We start from the raw sequence: 20,186 nt of genomic DNA on the forward strand, positions 1-20,186 counted from the left end.
AACTATATAACTTTATCCCAATATAAACATTTAATCAAATTAAATGTTTATATTGTAGATATTGTTTAATTTACTAATTAACTATTTAGAAATAATTTTTCACATAGTATAATTTTTATTATTTATGTTTTAAAATAGAATATTATCAAAAGCAACCAATATGACGGACTTTTTTATAAATGGTTTACTAGTATGGGATTTAAAAAAAGACAAAGTCTATTCATTAATATCACGATATGAATTGCTTGTCGAAAATTCCGATAAGCAATCCATAATAAAAAATTTACCACTATCATTATCATATGAAATTTCTAAAAAATCATGTCCTACTAATTTAAAAATGGAAGTTCTTAATGGAAAGATAAAAACTTTAAAAGAATTTAAATCACGTCATCAACAAAACAACAACAATAAAAACAATACAAAAATACAACTTAAAAAAGAAGATATTATAAAATTAATAGAATCACTTTTACAAAAATTAGAAAATATCAAAAAGATTGATTTAGATCAAATAAATAACAAAAAAAAATTTTTGATTATTTTACAAGAAATAAAACAAAAAATAAAAAATATAAAAAAATTACTTAATATTTTCAAAAATAGAGATGATTCTCTTTAAATCAGAAGATGTAAAATAACTTATTTCTATTTTTCCCTTTTCCTTACTTCCTTTAATACTTATTTTAGTTTGTATTCTGCTTATTAAAAATTCTTTAATACTATTTAAAAAAGGATCTCTAGAAATTTCTGATTTATCATTGATAGTTTTATAAAGATTTTTAACATAATTTTCCGCATCTCTCACAGACAATTTCTTTTTAATTATTAAAAGATAAAGGGCATATCTATCTTGATTATCCTTTAACGACAATAAAACTTTAGCATGCCCCAATGATATTTCTTTTTTATGCAAAGAATTTAATATTTCTTGTTCAAGTTCTAAAATCCTAACTAAATTGGCAACATGAGATCTATTTTTACCTATTTTTTCAGATAAAGCTTTTTGGGTTAAAGCATGTTTGTCCATAAGATTTTTATAAGCATACGCTTCTTCAACAGGAGTTAAGTTTTCACGTTGAATATTTTCAATTAATGACATAAAATCTTTATCTTTTGTACTAGCCTCTATCTCTATAACAGGAATCTGACTCATACCTGAAAGTTTAGCAGCTCTAAATCTCCTCTCCCCTATTATTATGTTATACCTACCATTATTAGGATAAACAATAATAGGCTGTAATATTCCATTTTCTTTTATAGAAATACTTAATTCTTCAAGTTCAGCAAGATTGATAGACTTTCTAGGCTGTGATTTATCTATATCTAAAAGATTTATATCTACCATTTTTAAAGATTCATCCATTTTATCAAAGCCCTCCTGTAATAATACAAAATTTTATAAAGTTGTTCCATGTTAATTTAACTTTCAATTTAAACAATCACAAAAAAAAAGAATGTTCCACGTGGAACATTCTAACAATATCATTAATATCGATTTATTATTTAATAAATTTTGAAACAGCTACTAATTTATCTTCATCAAGAGATAATACCTGCATTCCTCTAGCATCCTTACCTTGTTCAGATATTTTGTCAACTAATGTTCGTAACACTTTTGAACTTTTACTTATAAGCAATATTTCATCATCTTGAGAAACTGTAATAGCATCAACAACTTCACCTGCCTTTTCATCAGACTTCTTATAGCAAGTATACCCAGTAGAACCTCTCTTAAGCCCAGTTACTTTAGACACTTCTAATCGCTTTCCATATCCATTCTCAGACATAATTAAAAGATGAGATCCTTGTTTTATGGCTAAAGCCTTAATAAGCATATCTCCCTCTCTTACTTTCATTCCAGACACCCCTTGAGTTCCTCTATGTGTCAATCTAATGTCATTAGAACTAAATGCAAAAGCATTACCTTTCTTGGAAATACAAATAATTTTATCATCTCTAGATACAATCTCCGCACTTGTAACAAAATCTTTATCATCAAGTTTCATAATAATAACGCCCCTTGATTTAACAGTTTTAAACCCTTCAGTCTCAATACGTGCTATTTTTCCATTTGCGGTTGTTATTAACAAATAATTATCTACAGACAATTCACTGCAATTTTTAATAGCTAATATTTCTTCTTTTTCTCCTAAATTAATAAGTTCACGAATATTTTGTCCTCTTGAAATTCTAGAAGAATCTTTAATCCCATAAGCATTAATTACATAAAGCTTACCTTCATTCGAAATCATCAATAAAAAGTCATGAGTATTTACACATAAAGCAACATTAACTTGATCGCTATCTTGTAAATCAAAAGAACCAAGGCCCTTACCACCTATACCTTGAAGTTTATATTCATCTTGTAAGACCCTTTTAATGAAACCTTGCTTTGTAAGAATAACAATAACATTTTCCCTCTGCATTAAATCTGACATACTAGTTTTTAAAACCTCCTCATCATAAATTATTTTTGTTCGGCGATCATCGCCAAATTTTAAACTTAAATTAATAATCTCTTCTCTTATCATATTAACAATTCTTGACGGACTTATTAAAATATCTTCATAATCTTTTATTAAAGCTAATACAACTTGAAAATCTTCTTCTATTTTTGCCACCTCAAGAGATGTCAACTTTTGTAACTTCATATCTAGTATAGAATTAGCCTGTATTTCCGATAGTTGAAATTCTCTCATAATACACTCTCTAGCATCTTTTACAAGTCTAGAAAATCGTATTATTTCTATTACTCTATCAATATTTCTTAGTGCAATATTCAACCCTTCAAGAATATGGGCCTTCTCTTGTGCTCTCTTTAAGTCAAACTCTACACGCCGTCTAAGAATATTCTTTCTATGCTCGATAAATTCAGATATAAGCTCTCTTAAATTTAATTGTTTAGGAATACCATTAACAAGAGCTAAATTATTTATACTAAAATTCCTCCTAAGTTCGGTATATTCATAAAGTAAATTCATCACAACATGAGGATCAAAACCTTTTTTTATTTCAAGAACAATTCTAATACCTTCACGATCCGACTCATCCCTTATATCAGATACACCTTCCAATTTTTCTTCTTTTATTAACAATGCAATCTTCATAAGTAAAGAAGATTTGTTAACAGCATAAGGTATTTGTGTAATTATAATAGAAATATTATCTTCCGACTTTTCTTCAATATGATAACGTGCTCGAATAACAACGCTACCTTTTCCCGTAGTATAAGCCTTAATTAAATTTTCATTATAAATGATCTCAGCATAAGTTGGAAAATCTGGACCTTTAATTATTGCTATTAAATCGTAAATAGAAACATCATCATGCTCCAACATATAAATTATGGCATCACAAACCTCTCTCAAATTATGAGGAGCCATATTTGTAGCCATCCCAACAGCAATACCACTAGAACCATTAACTAAAAGAAATGGAAAAGCTGCTGGTAAAACCTCAGGTTCAAGCAAAGAATCATCATAATTGGGCTTAAAATTAACAGTTTGTTTATCTATATCTATAACGAGTTCTTCTGCTATTTTTGCCATTCGAGCTTCAGTATATCGCATAGCAGCAGGAGGATCGCCATCAATAGAACCAAAATTTCCCTGTCCACTAACTATAGGATATCTTAACGAAAAATCCTGTGCAAGCCTTACAAGAGCCTCATAAATTGACTGATCACCATGAGGATGATACTTACCAAGAACATCTCCAACAATTCGCCCAGCCTTCTTAAACGACTTATCAGACTTAAGACCCATTTCATGCATTGAATATAAAATTCTTCTGTGAACAGGTTTAAGACCATCTCTAACATCAGGAAGAGCCCTTGAAACAATAACAGACATTGCATAATTTAAATACGAAGTCCTAACCTCATCTTCTATCTTTATATTTAATACTTGCTCTTTATTATTTTCAATTGCCATTAGTGCTCCAATCACACATCTAGATTTACTACATCAAGTGCATTCTGCTCAATAAATTCTCTTCTAGGTTCAACATCATCCCCCATAAGAGTAACAAAAATTTTCTCAGCTTGTATAGCATCATCTATTTCTATTAACTTCATTTTTCTAGTAGCAGGATTCATAGTAGTTTCCCAAAGTTGTGTAGGATTCATCTCTCCTAATCCTTTATATCTTTGTAAACTTACTTTATTCCTTTTCCCAACATCAATCGACCCTAAAAAAGTTTCCTTTTCAAAATCATCATAAAAATAATGCACCTTATTTTCATGTTTAATCTTATAAAGAGGTGGCATAGCTATATATACATGCTTATTATCAATCAATTCTCTCATATAACGAAAGAAAAATGTAAGAAGTAATGTCCGAATATGAGATCCATCAACATCAGCATCAGCCATAATAATAATTTTATGATATCGAAGCTTTTCAATATAAAAAGCTTTACCAACACCAGCTCCAAGAGATGCAATTATTGGAATCAGCTTATCATTTGTAATAACTTTATCTTCTCTGGTTTTCTCAACATTAAGCATTTTACCCCATAATGGCAAAATAGCTTGAAAAAACCTATCTCTTCCCATTTTTGCACTTCCTCCTGCAGAATCACCTTCTACAATGTAGATTTCTCTCTCTGCTGGATTTTTAGATGTACAATCCGCTAATTTACCAGGCAATGCCAAACTTTCAAATGCACTTTTCTTTCTCTCAGATTCCCTTGCTTTTCTTGCAGCTTCACGAGCACGAGCAGCTCTTATTGCCTTATTAAGAATAATATCTATTTCTACAAAATTTTCATTAATAATCCTTAAAAGTCCATCATATACAATGGTTTCAACAATTTTTTTTATATAAGAATTTCCTAATTTTCCTTTGGTTTGACCCTCAAACTGAGGTTCTGGCACTTTAATAGAAATTACAGCTGTTAGTCCTTCTTTAAAATCATCTAATGTAAGATTGGGAATATCTTTTTTGCTTATTTTTGAATCTCTAAAAGTCTCACTCATTGCTTTTAAAAGTCCACTCTTAAAGCCAGCAACATGAGTTCCTCCCTCCTTAGTATTAATATTATTTACAAAAGATAAAGTATTATCAGAATATCCTTCAGTCCATTTAAGACCAACACTAACAATAACATCATTACAAACTCCTTCAATAAAATAAGGACTACTTTGAATGTTTTTATTATTATTAGTTATATAATCTACAAAAGCTTTTATCCCACCTTCAAAATAAAATTCTAAAAATTTTTCTTCGCCTAATCTCCTATCTTCAATCGAAATCCGTATTTTATCATTTAAAAATGCAAGTTCTCTAAGCCTCCTTGATAAAGTCTCAAAATCATATTTTAAAGTTTCAAAAATTTCAGAATCAGCAAAAAAAGTAACTTTCGTACCAGTAGTAAAACTTACTCCAACAACTTCAACCTCAGACGTCGGAATACCTCTTGAATACGTTTGTTTAAAAAGCTTTCCTTCTCTGCTAACAACTACTTCTAAGAAAGATGATAAAGCATTAACAACCGAAACTCCAACTCCATGAAGCCCACCAGAAACTTTATAAGTACCCTTATTAAATTTCCCTCCAGAATGTAATTTTGTCAAAACAAGTTCAAGTGCACTAATTCCTTCCTCTTCATGAATATCTGTAGGAATTCCCCTACCATTATCATTCACCATTATAGAATTATCTGAATTTATAACAACCTCTATCCTATCACAAAATCCTGCCAAGGCTTCATCAATACTGTTGTCAACAATTTCATAAACTAAATGATGTAATCCATTAATTGAAACAGAACCAATATACATACCAGGACGTTTTCTAACAGCTTCAAGACCCTTTAAAACTTGAATATTACTAGCAACATAACTCATAAACCTTCCACACAATTAATCATAATATACGACATAAGCAAATTCTACATTAAAAACAATATAATATCCATTAAATGACACAAACTACAAAACACATCTAGCTTGACCTAAAAATAATAAAATTTCAATACCTATAAATTGTTAAGATCATATTCCAGTTCATTATTATACTATATAATACTTATACATACATATGCTAATAAATCAAAAAGCTATAAAAAAAAGCCAAAAACAATGAGGAATAAGATATGCAAGAAGGAAAAAACATATGGAGCTTAATTTTAGCAGCAATAAGAAAAGAACTCTCTGAAGAAGAATTTTATATATGGTTTGAAAATTTATATTTCATAGATGCAATTGGTGAAAACATAAAGATAGCTACACCAAATTCTTTTCACAAAAATCAAGTAGAGAAAAGATTTTCAAAAAGAATAAAAGAAATTCTTATAGAAAAAGGACATAGTACAATTAATGTCGAATTTATACATTCTCAAAATGAATTAAAAGATCATAATACAGAATCAAAAGATATTCCATTAAAAGCAATTACACATCAACAAGACTTACAAACAAAAAACAAAGACATTAAAACCCATGCAAAAAATATAATAAATAACACAAAACAATACAGTATTAAAGAAGAAATTCACATAAAATATAGAAATCCTTTTCTCAAAAAAAAATATACATTTGAAAACTTTATTATAGGAACAAACAATAAGCTTGCATATAATGCAAGCTTATCAATCGCAAAAAACCCTGGGAAAAAATATAACCCATGCTTAATTTATGGTGGAGTTGGACTTGGAAAAACACATTTGCTTCAAAGTATAGGAAATAAAACAGAAGAATTACACAAAGAATTCAAAATACTTTACGTAACTGCAGAAAATTTTTTAAACGAATTTGTAGAAAGCATCAAAACAAATGAAACAAAAAGATTCAAAAAAAAATACCGGCATCTAGACATGTTATTACTAGATGATATTCATGATTTACAGAAAAAAGAAGGTATACAAGAAGAGCTTTTTCATACTTTTAATGCCCTTTATGAAGATAATAAACAAATGGTATTTACCTGCGACAGACAGCCTTCAGAACTTGTAAATTTTACAGACAGACTTAAGAGTAGATTTACAAGAGGATTAAATGTCGATATATCAAAACCAAATTTTGAATTAAGAGTAGCTATTATAGAAAAAAAGGCAGAGGAAGATGGCATTAAAGTTCCTAAAAACATTCTCAATTTAGTTGCAAAGAAAGTTACAACCAATATAAGGGATCTCGAAGCTGCTGTAACAAAATTAAAAGCACACATAGACCTTGAAGACATAGAAATTGACACTAACATAGTAGACAAAATAATTAAGGAAATAATAGCTTATGAAAACGATCATACAAACACACCTAATAAAATAAATATCGAAAATATCAAAAAAGTTATATTAAGGGAATTAAAACTTACAAATAAAGATATTGAAGGAAATAGCAAAAAACCTGAAATCACAAAAGCAAGACATATTTATGCTTATCTTTTAAGAAATTTTACAGAACTTTCAACAATTGAAATAGGTAAAATAATTGGAGGAAAAACCCATTCAACAGTACTTTATTCAATAAATAAGATAGATAAGGATAGGAATAAAAATCTAGAAATTAACAATTTAATCATAGAACTTATGAACAAAATAAACAAAAATTAGTAACATTGTTCAAAATCAAAAATATTTTTGAACAATGTTTAACAAATTGAACAAAAAATTCATCAAAAAATAGAAAGAATTGAACATATATTATTGCTTATAATATAATAATATAAATAGAATTGAACAATTAGACACCTTCCTACTAACATAACTATTAAATATAATAAAAATACGAAATAAAAAGCATGTCAAATAAAAAGAAATCTTTTATCTTTATAAAAGTTAAAAGATAATAATATAATAAAAGGGAGGGTAAAAAGTTGAATGAAAAATTTATACTATGCGATACGGAACAAATTTCAGATGAAATTGACAAAGCAAAAAGCATAATCCTAAATAGAAACATAAACGATATTTGGAGTGCAATATTGCTTGAGATAAAAAGTTCTAATCTTACAATCAAAGCAACAGACAGAAACATCTTTTTTGAAAGTACAATACCAATTGTCTCTACAGACAATTTCAATGTGCTAATAAACGCTTCCAACCTTGCAGATGCCGTGAAAGCGCTCAATTTATACGATGAACTAAAAATGAAATTTAAAGAAGATGAAAATAAACTGGATATAATTGGAGAATCAGATAACAATAACGAGAATTATATAAATGACCATTTAAGTGAACCTACTTTTTCTACTGAAGAGATCGAAAATTACAATTATGATATAAACGATGAGGTTTATAATTTTGCATTCGAACTAAATCAAAAAGATTTAAAGAGGATCATAAACAAAGTGGCATTTTCTGCATCACATGATGAGTCTAAAAATGCTTTAAACGGCATTTATTTTACAAAAGATAGTAATTCTGTATTAACACTTGTTTCTACTAATTCATACAGAATGTCTATATATAAAACAGATTTGATATTTGAAGAAGATGTCAACTTTATTGTTCCCGTTAAAATGTTTAATCTTTTAAAACAGATGATAACAGGAGAAGGGATAATAAAATTTAAAGTTTCTGATAAGAAATTTTATGTTGAGTTTAATAATTATAAAATAGCTTGTAGCTTGATTAGTGGAAACTATCCTGATTATGAGAGCATAATACCTAATGAATATACAAATAGAGCATTAATAGATGTTTTTATGTTTAAAGACAGACTTTCAAGAGTAAACTCTTATACTGACAAAAGGTCTAAAAAAGTGATTTTAAATTTTTCCGTTAATCAGTTAAAACTTATGGCAGAAGATCCAATTACAGGACGGAAAGGTGAATTTTTTATGCAAGGTTCCAATTATGATTATGCAGGAACTGAAGAAATGTTAGCGATTAATAGTGTTTATATAACCGAGGCAATGGGTGTGTTTGATACTCCAAAATTAGAGATAAAATTTAGTTCTGGGGGTTTGTTAAAATTAAATGAAGAGGATAAGTGTGACTTTATTCATTTGATAATGCCTCTGATGTTTAACTAAAATTATTTTTTATTAGCAAGATGGTAAAAAAGATTGAATTTTTTAATTTTAAAAATATAGAAAATCAGGTTATTAATTTCGATTTTGATAACATCTACTTTTGTGGAGAAAATGGTTCTGGAAAGACCAATATTCTTGATGCTATTTATTGTCTTGCTTTTGCGTCTTCATTTTTAGTTAATACCGATAAAGAGCTTATTACATATGGCGAGAGAGAATTTTATTTGAAATGTTTTTATCAGACTAAAGAAAAAAATGGAGAGATTAATTTATCAGTTAGAAATGATAAAAAAGAAATAAAGGTTAACAATAGCATTGTAAGAGATAGAAGGGATTTAATATTAAATATTCCAGCAATTATTTTTTCAAATCATGATATTGATTTTATCATTGGTACTCCAATGAAAAGGAGATGGTTTTTTGATCAGGCAATGAGTTTTATTTCTTTAAGTTATTTGGATTCACTTAGGAAGTATCGAAAAATTTTAAAACAAAGAAATTTGATTCTAAAACAGCGTGATAAAGATTTGCTTAAAATTTACAATGAAACTTTTGTTGATTGTGCTTTGGAAATAACAGAAATGAGAAAAAATTTTGTTGAACATTTTTGTAGATTTTTTCAATATTATTGTTCATTAATTTTTGATGTTTCGTGTAATTTAGAGATTAAATACTTTCCTTCTGTTACATGTTGTAGCAAAGATAAATTTTTCGAGATTTTGTGTTTAAGGGAAAAGGATGAACTTTATAGTGAGACTACTTTAATAGGTCCTCATAGAGATTTGTATGAAATCTTGAGTGAGCATAGAGTTTTTACTGATCATGCCTCAACAGGACAAATTAGGGTACTTGCTTTGATTTATAGGCTTGTTCAAGTAATTATTTTTAATGATAAGTTTAATATGTCACCTATTTTATTATTTGATGATGTATTTTTGGAGTTAGATAGTATAAAAAGGAAAAAAGTGTTTGAAATTTTGCCAAAAGATTCTCAGTGTTTTTTTACATTTTTAGATGATTGTTATGATGTTAATAGGGAGAGTAATTTTATAGTATATAGGATGAATAATGGAAGATTTGAGCTTTAAAAAAGTAGCTGATGTGTTAAAAAATTATTTAAATACCAATATATGTTCTAATAAAAAGCTAAGTGCAAATTTATTACTCTCTCAGAACTGGCAAGTTATATTTAAAGAGCTTGCAGATAAAGTAAAATTATTAAATTTGAAAGATAATAAAATATTATTTGTTGCTGTTAAAAATTCAAGTATTTTATATAATATTTCTTGTAATAAAGCAAAGATAATACAATCAATAAAGGAGTCTGCAGGTCTTGAGATATTAGATATAAAGGTTTTAATAAGGTGATTGATTTTATTGACAATTATAATTGTATAATATAACATTGTATTGTTTAAGTTATATCTTATGAGTGTAGAATGTTTTTAGTTGGAGGACTTGATTGAAACGAACTTATCAGCCGAGTCGGGTTAAGAGAAACAGAAAATTTGGATTTAGAGCTAGAATGAAAACTAAAAGTGGAAGACTTATTCTTGCTAGAAGAAGAGCTAAGGGAAGATCAAAATTAACTGTTTCTGATGAAAAAAAGAAATATTAATATAAAATCCAGATTAGAAATACAAGAACTTTTTAAAAAAGGTCAATTTGTTAAGATAGAAGGGATTAATATATTTTATAGATTTACAAGTTTAGCAATCTCTAGAATACTTATTACTTTTCCTAGGGTCTTTAAAGGTGCTGTTAAGAGAAATCGTGTTCGAAGGGTTTTTAAAGAATGCTTTAGAGAATATTTTACTTTGTTAAAGGATGGGTGTGCTGATTTTATTTTCGTAGTTTATCCTCAAAAAGCAAATATCAATTACCATGAAGTTAAGACAATACTAAAAAATATGATTGTTTATGTTATAAAGAGGAAAGTGTGAGCCCAAATAAAAGAATTTTACGAGCTGTTTATTTATCTTTATTTTTTATAGGTATTTTTATGCTTCTTGATGATTTTCTTTTTTCTCGAAAAGCTTCTTCTTTTATGAATGAGGAGATTAAATTTGATTTAAATAAGGATTTTGATATTGATAATTCTTTAATCGATGAAGATTTTACTTTTAATTTAAGTGATAATTCTGAAGATATTAATGTTGATACAGATATATATCATGCAACTTTTGCAACATTTGGTGGAAATTTGATTTCTCTAAAACTTAAGAATCATTTGAATTTAGATAAGAAGCCAACAGAAATAGTTAAGGTGCATCCACAAAATCAAAGTCTTTTTTATATTACCTTAGATAAATTAAGCAAAAGTCTGTTTTTATATGAGCAAATAGATAGTCATGTACATGATTTTAAGACCAATGTTGAAGTTAATGGTAAATATTATGAATATATAAAAAGATATACATTTTCTAAAAGCAATGAATATTTAATTAAGCTTGAAATTTTTTTAAATAACATTGATGTTAATGATGATATTGGTATTGATTTTTATAAATTTGTATTAAATTCTGGTATTGAAGAATTAAGTGCTAAGGGTAAGTTGCAATATAATAATTATTTATCCCATGCTATTTATTATGACACTAAGCTGAGATATGGTAAGGATGGTTTAAATATTGCAAATCCTAAATGGGTTGGTGCTGGAACTAAATATTTTGAAGTTTTGGTTTCAAAAGAGAATATGAAGGTTGAATTTAAGCATGAAAATAAGGTTTTAAATGCTTTTATTTTAAACAAATTGGATAACAAAAATGTTAGTGATGTTTTTTATATCTATGCGGGGCCTAGAGACAATAAATATTTAGATATTTTTAATCAGAGAGAGCTAAATAGTTTTGGTTTATCTAATGTTGAATTTGGAATGTCTGTAGAGAAAAGTTTATTGTATTTTCTTCAAGTTCCTATGCAATTGATAATGCAAATTTTTTATAATGTTATTCCCAATTGGGGTCTTTCAATAATGTTTTTGACAATTGTTGTAAGGATACTGATATTTCCTTTGACTTTTAAAAGTTTTAGGGCTACAGCAGAGCTTTCTAAATTACAGCCAAAAATGAAGGAAATACAAGTGAAGTTTAAAAGTGATCCTAAGAGATTAAATGAAGAGATGGGTAAACTTTATAGAGAGGAAGGTGTTAATCCTATTGGAGGATGTTTTCCTATTCTTTTACAACTACCTGTATTTTTTGCTCTTTATGGTCTTGTGAATAATTTCTTTGTGTTAAGAGGAGCTAGTTTTATTCCTGGTTGGATTGATGATTTGTCAATTGGTGATAGCATATATTATTTTGGATATAAAGTTTTTGCATGGACTGATATTAGGATTTTGCCTTTTATTATGATGATTACTCAATTATTATCTACGATAGTGAGTTCTAATGTTAGTTTTAAAAGTCTTGGATCACAACAGAAGTTTTTATATTTTGGTATGCCTATTATGTTTTTTTTCATATTATATGATATGCCATCAGGACTTTTAATATATTGGATTACAACCAATATTTTTACCATTTTACAACAATACTATATAAAGATGAATTTATCTGAAAGGAGGAACAAATGAGTTATGAATTTTATGGAAAGACAGAACAAGAAGCAATTAAAAAAGCTATGAGAGATCTTGATTTAAGAGAAGGTGAATTTGATGTGGAGATTTTAGATAAAGAGAAGGTTGGATTTTTATTTAAAAAAGAGATGATTAGGATAAAAGTGTCTCCCCATGCTAAAGAGGAAGAAGTAAAGTCTGACATTCAGTTTGATGAGGATATTTATAATCAAGTATTGGATTTTGTTAAGGAAATCATCAATAAAATGGGTTATTCTGTTAATTTAAAGGTTGAATCTAGAGAGGGTAATTATGTTAAGATTGTTATTGAAACAGACAGTCCAAATATTTTGATTGGAAGAGAAGGTCGAAATTTAGATGCTTTGCAACTTTTAGCAAATATTTATATATCTAGACTTATTGGAGATACTGGTAATTTTAATAGAGTAATATTAGATATTGAAGATTATAGGGAGAGATTTAAATCAAGGTTTATTAATTTAGCAATAAATTCTCTACATAAGGTAAAAAGGAGTAGACGTTCTATTTTGTTACCAACAATGAATCCTTTTGAGAGAAGGATTATTCATACTACCTTAAATCGTTATAGTGATATTAAAACGGAAAGTGAGGGAGATGGAAACTTGAAAAGGGTTAGAATTTCTTATGTTAGAAATAGTAAATATAATAATAATTTTCGAACTTATCATAAAAAGGATGCTAATTCTAAAAAATAGGAAATTTTATTCTCTTGGTTGTATAAAGTCGGGAGTTTATAATTTTTGAGGTATGTATGAGAGTATTATTAACAGGAATTGCAGGGTTTATTGGTTTTCATGTTGCTAAGAAACTTGCTGATGATGGACATGAAGTTTTAGGTATAGACATTTTAAATAATTATTATGATCCTAGTTTGAAATATGAGAGATTGGAAATTTTAGGATTTAATAGTGAAAATATAGATAGTAAAAAGGTTGTGAATAGTCATAAATATAATAATTTAAGTTTTGTTAATCTTGATATTTTGAATAAAGAGCAAGTTTTGTCTCTTTTTAATAATTATAAATTTACTCATATTTGTCATTTAGCAGCTCAGGCAGGTATTAGAGATAGTATTGAAAATCCAGATAGTTATATTGCTATTAATATTGTTGGATTTTTTAATATTTTAGATGCATGTAGGATATATAAAGATTCTATTGAACATTTTGTTTATGCATCTACTTCTGCAGTTTATGGCTTGAATGAAAAAATGCCATCAAGTGAAGATAGCATTACAGATCATCCTTTAAATTTGTATGCGGCTAGCAAAAAGTCTAATGAAGTAATAGCTCATGCTTACAGTTCATCTTTTAATATTCCAACAACAGGATTAAGATTTTTTACAGTTTATGGACCTTATGGGAGACCTGATATGGCATTGTATTTATTTGCAGATGGTGTTATGAGACAATCTACAATTAATGTCTTTAATAATGGAGATATGGCTAGAGATTTTACATATGTTGATGATGTTGTAAATGGTGTTTGTAATGTACTCAAAAAACCGGCTAGGAGTGATAGTAATTTTGATAAGCAAAATCCCAATTCTTCAAGTTCATTTGCTCCATATAGAATATATAATGTGGGTACTGGACAGGCTGTTAAGCTTATGGAATTTATTAATGAGCTTGAAATAAATCTTGAGAATAAAGCTTGTAAAAATTTTTTGCCTATGCAAAAAGCAGATGTTGTAGAGAGTTGTTGTGATATTTCAAAACTTAAAAATGATTTTGCTTATGAAGCTTTAACTTCTATTAAGGACGGGATTCGAAAATTTGCAATTTGGTATAAATCGAAGATATCTAAGTAATTTATTTTTGCTTTGTTTTTATGACATTGTTTGTCTTTATTTGATTTTTATAATTTTGTTTTTTAAATGTAGATTTAATTTTAAATTTTTACAGATATAATGGAAATATATATTTAGTTTTAGTAAGGAGGTTTATAGGTGGGTGTTTTAAATAAAATTAAACCCGGAGTGGTTTATGGCAAGGATCTACATACTTTATATGAGATATGTAAAAGTGAAGGATTTGCAATTCCTGCAATTAATTGTGTAGGGACTAATTCAATTAATGCTGTCTTAGAAGCAGCTAAAGAAATTAATTCTCCTATTATGATACAGTTTTCAAATAGTGGTTCTTCTTTTGTTGCTGGTAAGGGATTAAAAGTTGAAAAGTCTCAAGGGACTTCTATACTTGGAGCTATTTCTGGTGCTATGCATGTTCATTTGTTAGCAGAGCATTATGGGATACCTGTTGTTTTACATACAGATCATTGTGCAAAAAATTTAATTCCTTGGGTTGAGGGACTTTTGGAATATGGAGAGAAATATTATAAAGAGCATAATAGACCTTTGTTTTCTTCACATATGTTAGATTTATCTGAAGAGCCAATTAAAGAAAATATTGAAATGTCTAAGAAATTTTTAGAGAGAATGTCTAAGATAGAGATGTTTTTAGAAATTGAACTTGGAATTACTGGTGGTGAAGAAGATGGTGTTGATAATTCAGAAAGAGCACATCATGAGTTATTTTCAACCCCTGAAGATATTTATTATGGTTATTCTGAACTTATTAAGATTAGCCCTAATTTCCAAATTGCAGCGGCTTTTGGAAATGTTCATGGTGTTTATAAGCCTGGTAATGTGCAACTTACTCCTAAAGTATTACGAGATGGGCAGAATTATGTGATATCAAAGATTAATTCAACTAATCCAAAGCCTGTGTCTTATGTGTTTCATGGAGGTTCTGGATCAACATTAGAAGAGATTCATGAAGCACTCTCTTATGGTATTGTTAAGATGAATATTGACACAGATACTCAATGGGCTGCTTGGGAAGGTGTATTAAATTATTACAAAAAGAATGAAAATAGACTTCAAGGACAGCTTGGTGATGGGAAGGATGCTGATGTTCCAAATAAAAAATTTTATGATCCAAGAGTATGGCTTAGAGAATCTGAGATTAGTATAAAGGAACGTGTAAAAATTGCTTGCAAGAATCTTAATAATATTAATAGAAATTAATAGAAATTAAGACAAGTAAGAATTATTGAAAAATTTAAGTTTTGTCGCCTTTGTAGGCGACTTTTTATTTTTGTGTATTTATTATACATAAATTAACTTCTTATTATATATAGTGTTCCATCTCGTATCATCATATATAGTCATATTTGTGTTTTTTGTTTTTTTGTTTTGCTATTTATTTAATATCTAAGTTAGATCTTTGGTACGTTTTTTGCATAGGTTTTTTGTAAATTGATAAAAAAGGAGATTTATATGTGGTTAACAAATTATAATAAAAATTTTTTGGATTTTTTGAATGATGACTTTGATTTTGTTAATTCTAGAGGTATTCAAGATGTTCCAGTTAATATTAAGGATGAGGGTGATTCATTTGTTCTTGAGGCTTATCTTCCAGGAATAAAGAAGGAAGATATATCAATTTCAATTAAAAATGATTATTTGACAATCAGTTATGAAAATAAAGATGAGAGAGAAGAGAGGGATGATAATTATTTAAGGGTAGAGAGAAGAGATATTTCTTTTTCAAGGAGTTTTAGATTATCGGGAAATATTGAACAAAATAAGATCAAATCGGAATTAAAAAATGGTGTTTTGCTTATTAAACTTCCAAAAAACTCAGAAGTTATTGAAAAATCTAAGGAGAAAAAAATTGTAATTGAATAAATTTTCTGCTCCCTTAATTAAGGATGCTTTTGCATCCTTAATTTTTATTTATTTTCAATTGTTAAATTTAGTTCTTTGAGCTGTTCATCTGAAATTTTAGAAGGAGATTTATCAAGTGGGCTTGCAGCAAATGAATTTTTTGGAAAAAGTATTACATCTTTTATTGAATTTGAATTTGTCATTAACATTAAAAGCCTGTCAATTCCAATTGCTATTCCTCCATGAATGGGAGCCCCATATTCTAATGCTTTTAGAAAAAAATCAAATCTCTCTTCAGCTATTTTATCGTTAAATCCTACTATATTAAAAATTCTTTGTTGCAGTTCTTTGGTATGTACTCTGATTGAGCCTGAACCAAGTTCTGTTCCATTTAATACAATATCATAAACTTCTCCTAAGACTTTACTTGGATTACTCTCTAGAGTATTTATATATTTTGCTTGCGGCATTGAAAACATATGATGAGCTGCTTTATAACTTTGTGTATCCTCATCATATTCAAATAAAGGAAAATCATAAATCCATAGGAACTCAAATATATTTTTGTTGATAAGATTAAGTTCGGTTGCAATTTTAATTCTAATTTGCCCTATGGCTTTACAAGCGGTTTCCCACAGGTCTGCTATAAAAAATATTATGTCATTATTTTTAAGTGAATAAGTTTCAATTAGAGTTTTTTTAATTGGATTTATAAATTTTGCAATGCCACCTGTAAATTCATTATTTTCTATTTTTGTAAAGTAAAGAGTACGTGCTTTATAAAGTTTGGCATGTTCTTCTAATGAATTGATTTTACTTCTTGAGAAATTATGTGCTTGATTTTTTATAATAAGTGCTTTTATTGTTCCTTTGTTTTGTAATGTGTCTTTAAAGACGTCAAATGGAGATTGCTTTAAAGCTTTACTCATATCTTGTATTAATAATTCATATCTAGTATCTGGTTTGTCACTTCCATATATATTCATTGCATCTTTGTAGGTAATTTTTTTGAATTTTTTTGGTAATGTGATATTTAATGAGTTTTTAAAAATAGTAAAAATAAGATTTTCTATTAGTTTAAATATATTTTCTTTTTTTATAAAACTCATTTCAAGGTCAAGTTGTGTGAATTCTGGTTGTCTATCGCCTCTTGAATCTTCATCTCTGTAGCATCTAGCTATTTGAAAATATTTATCAAGTCCGGCTATCATTGCAAGTTGTTTATAAATTTGTGGTGATTGTGGTAGTGCATAAAAATGACCCTTATGTATTCTTGATGGAACAAGAAAATCTCTGGCACCTTCTGGAGTTGACTTAACAAATGTCGGTGTTTCTAATTCTAAGAAATCTTGTTTTGTTAGATGATTTCTAATGATATGTATTACTTTACTTCTTAATATTATTTTTTGTTTTTGTTCTTCTCGTCTTAAATCTAAATACCTATATTCAAGTTTGGAGTTATCACTGGCATTATTATTGTTTTCAATCATAAAGGGTAATTCATTGCATTTTGAAATTATATCTATATTTTCTGCAATTATTTCAAGTTCTCCGGTTTTCATTTCTCTGTTTACAAGTTCTAAGGGTCTTAAATTTAATTTTCCTTGAATTTTAATGCAGTATTCCATTTTTATTTGAGATGTTATTTTTAAAAGTTTTTCATCACTTACAAGTATTTGTGCTTCATCATATCTGTCTCTAATATTGATGAATGTGACTTTTCCATGATTTCTTATTTTTTTTACCCATCCATTTATTTCTATCTTTTTATTTATAAGTTTATTATTTATTTGATTGCATTTAATGATTTTAAACATAACCTATCCTATTAATATGTTATAAATTTCTTTGTCAGTTTTAGCTTTAAGCATTGCTTTTTTATTAGAATCTACTTTACCTACAATAGATGATAAAATGCGTGGATAATTAACATGTTCTTTTGCTGGGTATAATATTAATATAAAGATATAACTTAAATTTTTATCAATAGCATTAAAGTCAATTCCATCGTGGCTGATTCCGATTGCGATGTGCATTTTTTTTATTAAATTAGTTTTTAAGTGAGGTATTGCAAATCCTTCTTTGAGAGCTGTGGTTATAAGTTTTTCTCTCTCCATGAGGTCTTGTAATATTGTTTCTTTGTCAATGTCAACTTTTATTATACTAAGTAATTCTCTTAGTACTTCAATTTTATTTGTTGCTTTTAAATTTAATATTATATTTTCTTTTTTGATTCTTTTATCTAAAGCAATATTACTGCGTATTTTATCGTAGTTTATTGAGTAATTTAATTTTTGTGCTTTTACAGAAACTATTTTTACTTCTTCTGTGATTTTTTCTAAATTTAAAATAGTTTCTCTTAGTAGATCTTGTATGATTATTAAATGTTTTTTTGGACATTCAAATGTGATTTTGCTTCCTTCTCTTTTAATTGAAAGTGATATATCATTTCGTCTTGCATTTATGTATTGTGAGAAATCATTTTTTATTTGTTGTGTAAAAAATCCTTCGTTTCTTAACTCGTTTTTTAAGTCCCATACAAATATTTTTGTTAGATTATCATATTTCAGTGCTATTGTAATTTGAGTATTTTGTTCTATTTTCATTTCTTTCTTTAATCCATTTTTATTTATTTGAAATAAGATATTTATTATTGGTGTTGCGATAATTGTTGGAAGAAAAACTATAATTATTATTATTCCAAATATTTTTTGGCTTATAAATTCGGAAGAGAGAGCTACATTTGCAATAATTAGTGATATTTCACCTCTTGGAACCATTCCAAAAGCTATTCTTAGTGCACCTAGTTTGTTAAATCCTAAAAAGTATGATGGGATAAAGCAATATACTACTTTTGTTGCTATTGCTATCAAACTAAGCAAAGTGCCAATTATTAAAACTTCTTTTGATAATATTACGTTAATATCGGCCATCATTCCTATTGATGTGAAGAATATTGGTATAAAAAATCTTTCAAATAGTGTTAATTTATCCTGAATTACATATACAATATCTGTTTTTGACATTGCAAGCCCAAATATGTAAGCTCCAATTACAAATGACATTCCTAAATTTTGAAAAATACTTGAAATAATAAAGGTAAATGTAAGAGTTATTACAGTTGCTAAGGTTACACTATTAAAGCTTTTTAGTAATTGTGAAATTGGTTTTGATAGTAAGATCAGTATGAATGTTAAACAAAACCAAATTAATATGTTTTGAATTGTAGATCTAATTGAGATTGTAATGTCAAGATCAGATAGAGATCTCGATATTGTAATTACACTTGTGAGCATAATCATTGAGAGGACATCATCAATTATTGATGTTGATATTATTGTAACTCCTTCTGATGTACTCATTTTTTTCTTTGCTGAGAGTATGCTTGCAGCAATGCCTGCAGAAGAAGGTGTTGCAATAATTCCTATAAAAAGAGATGTGGGATTTATTAATTGTACATCAAATAAAATGGTGGATATTAGTGCAAAACTTGTAAAAGTACCAATTACTTCTGTTATACCTATTAATCCTCCACGTGGTAAAAACTTAAGAAATAATTTTAGATCTGTCTCAAGACCTGCCATAAATAGTAGTATTATTGAAGCTATTGTTGATATTGCAAATATGTCTTCATTTATTAGGTAATTTTCTCCGCTATTAATGATTCCTAATGGAAATAATAAAGGTACTTTAATTTTACCAAGACATGTTGGACTTAAAAGTATTCCTGCTGTTATTTGTCCTATTACTTTTGGAATTCCAAATCTATTTACCAAATTGCCAAGAAGACTGGCTGATATTACAATGATTGCTAGACTCATTATAAAAGAAGAGATTTTGGCATCAATGTTATGTCCCGTGTCTTTCATATAGTCTACCATTCCAAATGAAAGAATAGGATTTATGTTAAACAATATTGTATATAAAAGTTTCTTTC

At 27.8% G+C, this 20,186-nt stretch carries 16 protein-coding genes and 1 pseudogene; 12 read left to right on the forward strand and 5 right to left on the reverse strand.

Translation table 11 applies throughout. The annotated features are described in order from the left end of the window. Positions 1–150: 150 nt before the first annotated feature. A pseudogene (locus BRE_RS02185) lies at positions 151–622 on the forward strand (hypothetical protein); the annotation flags it as partial. On the opposite strand, the gene BRE_RS02190 reads toward BRE_RS02185, so the two are convergent. The 3 genes from BRE_RS02190 to gyrB all read right to left on the reverse strand — a co-directional run bounded on the left by BRE_RS02190 (position 584) and on the right by gyrB (position 5,851). Beyond that, positions 584–1,366, reverse strand: coding sequence for a ParB/RepB/Spo0J family partition protein (locus tag BRE_RS02190; RefSeq protein ID WP_012538187.1), 783 nt, complete (start codon positions 1,364–1,366; stop codon positions 584–586). The pseudogene BRE_RS02185 and the gene BRE_RS02190 overlap by 39 nt on opposite strands. Positions 1,367–1,502: 136 nt before the next feature. Further along, positions 1,503–3,935: a DNA topoisomerase (ATP-hydrolyzing) subunit A gene (gene gyrA / locus BRE_RS02195; protein ID WP_041178192.1), complete on the reverse strand. Its 2,433-nt coding sequence runs from the start codon at positions 3,933–3,935 to the stop codon at positions 1,503–1,505. Positions 3,936–3,946: 11 nt separating this feature from the next. Continuing rightward, the gene (gyrB, locus tag BRE_RS02200) at positions 3,947–5,851 is read right to left on the reverse strand and encodes a DNA topoisomerase (ATP-hydrolyzing) subunit B (protein WP_041178119.1); all 1,905 of its coding nucleotides are present in this window, start codon (positions 5,849–5,851) and stop codon (positions 3,947–3,949) included. Positions 5,852–6,099: 248 nt separating this feature from the next. On the opposite strand from gyrB, the gene dnaA reads away from it, so the two are divergent. The 11 genes from dnaA (at position 6,100) to BRE_RS02255 (ending at position 16,270) form a co-directional block, all read left to right on the forward strand. Next, positions 6,100–7,554 (forward strand): chromosomal replication initiator protein DnaA, encoded by a 1,455-nt coding sequence (gene dnaA, locus BRE_RS02205; protein WP_012538902.1) that lies wholly within the window; start codon positions 6,100–6,102, stop codon positions 7,552–7,554. A gap of 263 nt (positions 7,555–7,817) precedes the next feature. Further along, on the forward strand, positions 7,818–8,978 hold the full coding sequence (gene dnaN, locus BRE_RS02210; protein ID WP_012538903.1) for a DNA polymerase III subunit beta: 1,161 nt from the start codon (positions 7,818–7,820) through the stop codon (positions 8,976–8,978). A 20-nt stretch (positions 8,979–8,998) separates the two neighbouring features. Further along, a complete protein-coding gene (recF, locus tag BRE_RS02215; RefSeq protein WP_012538904.1) occupies positions 8,999–10,066 on the forward strand; it encodes a DNA replication/repair protein RecF in 1,068 nt (355 codons plus the stop codon). After that, positions 10,047–10,346, forward strand: coding sequence for a DciA family protein (locus tag BRE_RS02220; protein ID WP_012538905.1), 300 nt, complete (start codon positions 10,047–10,049; stop codon positions 10,344–10,346). The genes recF and BRE_RS02220 overlap by 20 nt, the downstream gene beginning before the upstream one ends. Positions 10,347–10,440: 94 nt before the next feature. After that, on the forward strand, positions 10,441–10,596 hold the full coding sequence (rpmH, locus tag BRE_RS02225) for a 50S ribosomal protein L34 (RefSeq protein WP_012538194.1): 156 nt from the start codon (positions 10,441–10,443) through the stop codon (positions 10,594–10,596). Beyond that, a complete protein-coding gene (gene rnpA, locus BRE_RS02230; RefSeq protein ID WP_012538195.1) occupies positions 10,577–10,921 on the forward strand; it encodes a ribonuclease P protein component in 345 nt (114 codons plus the stop codon). The genes rpmH and rnpA overlap by 20 nt, the downstream gene beginning before the upstream one ends. Beyond that, complete coding sequence (gene yidC / locus BRE_RS02235) at positions 10,918–12,555, forward strand: membrane protein insertase YidC (RefSeq protein WP_012538906.1); 1,638 nt, start codon at positions 10,918–10,920, stop codon at positions 12,553–12,555. The genes rnpA and yidC overlap by 4 nt, the downstream gene beginning before the upstream one ends. Continuing rightward, complete coding sequence (gene jag / locus BRE_RS02240) at positions 12,552–13,274, forward strand: RNA-binding cell elongation regulator Jag/EloR (RefSeq protein ID WP_012538197.1); 723 nt, start codon at positions 12,552–12,554, stop codon at positions 13,272–13,274. Before yidC ends, jag begins: the two co-directional genes overlap by 4 nt. A gap of 56 nt (positions 13,275–13,330) precedes the next feature. Further along, positions 13,331–14,389: a GDP-mannose 4,6-dehydratase gene (locus BRE_RS02245; protein WP_012538907.1), complete on the forward strand. Its 1,059-nt coding sequence runs from the start codon at positions 13,331–13,333 to the stop codon at positions 14,387–14,389. Between the two features lie 138 nt (positions 14,390–14,527). Continuing rightward, entirely contained in the window at positions 14,528–15,607 is a 1,080-nt protein-coding gene (gene fbaA, locus BRE_RS02250) for a class II fructose-bisphosphate aldolase (RefSeq protein ID WP_012538908.1), read from the forward strand. A gap of 252 nt (positions 15,608–15,859) precedes the next feature. Beyond that, complete coding sequence (locus BRE_RS02255) at positions 15,860–16,270, forward strand: Hsp20/alpha crystallin family protein (protein ID WP_198004624.1); 411 nt, start codon at positions 15,860–15,862, stop codon at positions 16,268–16,270. A gap of 44 nt (positions 16,271–16,314) precedes the next feature. Here BRE_RS02255 and aspS read toward each other — a convergent pair whose 3' ends face one another. Together aspS and BRE_RS02265 are read right to left on the reverse strand one after the other, a co-directional pair. Beyond that, positions 16,315–18,066 carry an aspartate--tRNA ligase gene (gene aspS, locus BRE_RS02260; RefSeq protein WP_012538910.1) on the reverse strand — a complete coding sequence of 584 codons (1,752 nt, stop codon included), beginning with the start codon at positions 18,064–18,066 and terminating at the stop codon, positions 16,315–16,317. A gap of 3 nt (positions 18,067–18,069) precedes the next feature. After that, a complete protein-coding gene (locus BRE_RS02265) occupies positions 18,070–20,130 on the reverse strand; it encodes a cation:proton antiporter domain-containing protein (protein WP_376984132.1) in 2,061 nt (686 codons plus the stop codon). Between the last annotated feature and the right edge of the window lie 56 nt (positions 20,131–20,186).

It is taken from the genome of Borrelia recurrentis A1 (assembly GCF_000019705.1).
GTDB classification, from domain to species: Bacteria; Spirochaetota; Spirochaetia; order Borreliales; family Borreliaceae; genus Borrelia; species Borrelia duttonii.

Excerpts from the sequence above, each read along its gene's own strand:
- aspS (WP_012538910.1), bottom strand. The coding sequence starts at position 18,066 with ATGTTTAAAATCATTAAATGCAATCAAATAAATAATAAACTTATAAAT.
- jag (WP_012538197.1), top strand. The coding sequence starts at position 12,552 with ATGAGTTATGAATTTTATGGAAAGACAGAACAAGAAGCAATTAAAAAA.
- BRE_RS02220 (WP_012538905.1), top strand. The coding sequence starts at position 10,047 with ATGGAAGATTTGAGCTTTAAAAAAGTAGCTGATGTGTTAAAAAATTAT.
- recF (WP_012538904.1), top strand. The coding sequence starts at position 8,999 with ATGGTAAAAAAGATTGAATTTTTTAATTTTAAAAATATAGAAAATCAG.
- gyrB (WP_041178119.1), bottom strand. The coding sequence starts at position 5,851 with ATGAGTTATGTTGCTAGTAATATTCAAGTTTTAAAGGGTCTTGAAGCT.
- BRE_RS02265 (WP_376984132.1), bottom strand. The coding sequence starts at position 20,130 with ATGGTAGACTATATGAAAGACACGGGACATAACATTGATGCCAAAATC.
- BRE_RS02255 (WP_198004624.1), top strand. The coding sequence starts at position 15,860 with ATGTGGTTAACAAATTATAATAAAAATTTTTTGGATTTTTTGAATGAT.
- rnpA (WP_012538195.1), top strand. The coding sequence starts at position 10,577 with ATGAAAAAAAGAAATATTAATATAAAATCCAGATTAGAAATACAAGAA.
- BRE_RS02245 (WP_012538907.1), top strand. The coding sequence starts at position 13,331 with ATGAGAGTATTATTAACAGGAATTGCAGGGTTTATTGGTTTTCATGTT.
- dnaA (WP_012538902.1), top strand. The coding sequence starts at position 6,100 with ATGCAAGAAGGAAAAAACATATGGAGCTTAATTTTAGCAGCAATAAGA.
- BRE_RS02190 (WP_012538187.1), bottom strand. The coding sequence starts at position 1,366 with ATGGATGAATCTTTAAAAATGGTAGATATAAATCTTTTAGATATAGAT.
- gyrA (WP_041178192.1), bottom strand. The coding sequence starts at position 3,935 with ATGGCAATTGAAAATAATAAAGAGCAAGTATTAAATATAAAGATAGAA.